1 protein-coding gene and 1 pseudogene are annotated in these 996 nt (G+C 54.9%); one reads left to right on the top strand and one right to left on the bottom strand.

What is annotated here, in order from left to right; all coding sequences use genetic code 11:
- Nucleotides 1–204: pseudogene (locus ACTHS3_RS14780) on the top strand (transcriptional regulator); the annotation flags it as partial.
- Nucleotides 205–297: 93 nt separating this feature from the next.
- On the opposite strand, the gene ACTHS3_RS14775 reads toward ACTHS3_RS14780, so the two are convergent.
- Nucleotides 298–996 (bottom strand): YheT family hydrolase (locus ACTHS3_RS14775; RefSeq protein WP_440368341.1); only part of this gene is annotated, 699 nt, incomplete at its 5' end.

Below are 996 nucleotides of genomic sequence, written 5' to 3'. Positions count from 1 at the left end.
ACTCAATCCGGTGGTTCCCGTTACGAATCCGGCCGCAATATGCCTAAACCTGTACGCGAATTGCTGCGTTTGGTACACATCGAGCGCGTAGATTTGGCTAAAGTCAACCGTGACGACTTGGCCGTTGCGTCCCTGCTGAAAAACCGCGACCCTGAGTTGTACGCTTCTCTGAAAAAAGAAGCCAAAGCCGACAAAGGCAAATAATCAAGCTATTCAAAAGGCCGTCTGAAACTCTTTTCAGACGGCCTTTTTCCTTTCTACACCCTAAGGGCATGTCGCATACATGCCCTTTTCTATTTACGGCTGATACTGTTTGAAATAGTCCAACACGGTTTGCGGCAGCCATTGCAGATTCAGACAGCCTTGATCGCGGCTGACAAAGCCGACATGACCGCCGTATGCCGGTTGCAGCAGCGTAACGGCCGAGGACACGTCCCGCCCGGTCGGCAGGGCTTCCGGCGGCAGGAAAGGGTCGTTGACGGCATTAAGCAACAGCAACGGCGTATCCACGCCTTTCAGGAATGGTTTGCAGGAATTGCGGCGATAGTAATCATGACGGTCGGCAAAACCGTGTAGCGGCGCGGTAAAGCGGTCGTCAAAGTCGCCAAGCGTTTTGCAGTTTTGCTGGCTTAAGGCCGTCTGAAACCGGGGAATCGCTCGGGCTTTCGGCAACAGCGAGTTTAAAAAATAGCGCGTGTAAATCAGTCGCGTCATGCCATGATCGAAACGCGTACCTGCCGCCACGGCATCAACCGGCGCGGAAACGACGGCAGAAGCACGCGGAACGGCATTGCTGCCCTGCTCGCCCAAATATTTGGCCAGGGCATTACCCCCCAAAGAAACGCCGACGGCGTAGATGGTTGAATAGCGTTGTGCCAGCGTGTTGAGCATATAAGCGATTTCGGGCGTATCGCCGAGATGGTAGAACACGGGCGCGGTGTTTTCTATGCCGCCGCAACTGCGGAAATGGGCAACCACGCCGTTCCAACCGCGCTG

Source organism: Neisseria sp. P0009.S007, from assembly GCF_051962515.1.
This window is presented reverse-complemented; position numbering and strand designations above follow the sequence as displayed.